This is a genomic window from Achromobacter sp. (assembly GCF_036567245.1).
Classification (GTDB): Bacteria; Pseudomonadota; Gammaproteobacteria; order Burkholderiales; family Burkholderiaceae_B; genus Achromobacter.
Genome location: NZ_DATCUY010000298.1, coordinates 1 through 1831 on the forward strand (window position 1 = coordinate 1; position 1831 = coordinate 1831).

Sequence of the window (1831 nt, forward strand, 5' to 3'; positions counted from 1 at the left end):
CGCCAGCGTGGCGGGCGCGGACTGCGCCGGACTGGCCGGCTCGGCAACCCAGTCCGGTTGCGGCACCGGCGCCTGCTGCACGTCTTCCGGCACCACCAGCACCACCGGCCCCGGCGTGCCGGAAGTCGCCACCCGCAACGCCTTGAAGGCGGCCCGGGCCAGATCTTCCGGCGCCGCCACCTCATGGACCCACTTGGCGATGGAACCGAACATCTGCTGATAGTCGATCTCCTGGAAAGCCTCCTTGCGCAGGTCCCTGCGCGGCACCTGTCCGACCAGCAGGATCATGGGCACGCCATCCTGCTGCGCGGCATGCACGCCAATGGCCGCGTTCGCCGCGCCCGGCCCGCGCGACACCATCACGACGCCCGGCCGGCCCGTCAGCCGGCCGTCGGCGCAGGCCATGAAGCTCGCGCCGCCTTCATGCCGGCAGGTCACCACGTCGATTTCAGGGAAATCATGCAGGGCGTCGAGCACGCCCAGATAGCTTTCGCCGGGCACGAGGAAAACGCGGTCGATGCCGTTGCGGGCGAAGATCCCGAGCAAAGCATGGGAAGACGTATTCGATTCGGAAGCAGGCGTCATGGAAGGCCGGAAGCGAAAGGCAGGCGCGCTGGGGCGCGGGTCGGATTTGCTGGAATTCTAGGGTGGCTGGCGGGATGTCATGTAGGCATACTGTCGCTATCAGATATACAAAAAACGCACACAAGGAGCGCCTGCCCGCGCGTGCCGGCGGCGAGACATCGCGATGGACCTACGCAAGATCGAGAACCTGATCCACGTCGCCGACTCGGGCAGCTTCTCCAAGGCCGCCTCGGTGCTCGGCATCGCGCAATCGGCGCTGGGCCGCCAGGTCCGGAAGCTCGAAGACGAATGCGGCTGCGCCCTGCTCTACCGCAACGGCCGCGGCGTGTCCCTGACGCCCGAAGGCGAGAAGCTGCTGGATAGCCTGCGCCCCTTGCTGGCGCAAATGGCGCGGGTCGTGACCGAATTCCATGACGAGCAGAAATCGCCTTCGGGCCAGGTCACCCTGGGCCTGACGCCTACGCTGTCCCATATGGTCGGCATGCCGCTGGTGGCGGAAATCTGGAAGCGCCATCCGCGCATCCAGCTCAACGTCATCACGGGCTACAGCGGCTATGTGCATGAATGGCTGGCCAACGCCCGCGTCGACATCGCCGTGCTGCACGACGCACGGCGCTCCCAGCACGTGGTGGTCGATCCCCTGGCCGAACTGGACCTGGCGCTGGTGTCGCCGGCGCAGAACCTGTCGCCCGCCGCGCGGGCCCAGTCCTCCATCGACTTCTCGCAGCTGGCTGATCTGCCCTTGGCGCTGCCCACGCGCAGCCACGGCCTGCGCCGCACGCTGGAACAGGCGGCGGCCCAGGCCGGCACGCCCTTGAACGTCGTGTTCGAAATGGACGCGCTGGAATTGATGAAGGAAATCGTGCTGAACGGACTGGCCCACACGGTCCTGGCCCTGCCCGCGGTGGTGGGCGAACTGGCCAGCGGCCAACTCGTCGCCCGCAGGATCGTCGATCCAGCACTTTCCACCCGCTTGATGCTGGCCACCGCATCCAACCGGCCACGGACACAGGCGGTGAAAATCGTGCAAGACATCCTGCGCGAACTGCTGGAGGGCATGGTCCAGGCGGAGCCTTACCGGTCGTACATGCGAATGGCGGACGTGCGTACCGGGTCGGCCTGATCTAGCGGTCCGCTGCTTCTCAACGCGGCACCGGCAGTGGCGGAGCAGGCGTCAATGGTCCGCTGGGCACGCCGCGCTGCGCCGGCATCGGCGGCAGCCGGGTTGGCGCCGGACTCATCCAGC

The 1831-nt window shown here is 67.5% G+C and carries 2 protein-coding genes; one reads left to right on the forward strand and one right to left on the reverse strand.

All coding sequences use genetic code 11. The annotated features are described in order from the left end of the window. On the reverse strand, positions 1-585 hold a 585-nt coding region (locus VIR09_RS13320), incomplete at its 3' end, for a thiamine pyrophosphate-binding protein (RefSeq protein WP_332013292.1). 163 nt (positions 586-748) lie between these two features. Here VIR09_RS13320 and VIR09_RS13325 point away from each other — a divergent pair. Continuing rightward, the gene (locus tag VIR09_RS13325; protein WP_332013293.1) at positions 749-1708 is read left to right on the forward strand and encodes a LysR family transcriptional regulator; all 960 of its coding nucleotides are present in this window, start codon (positions 749-751) and stop codon (positions 1706-1708) included. Positions 1709-1831: the final 123 nt, after the last annotated feature.

Coding starts and splice junctions, on each gene's coding strand:
- VIR09_RS13325 (WP_332013293.1), top strand. CDS start 749: ATGGACCTACGCAAGATCGAGAACCTGATCCACGTCGCCGACTCGGGC.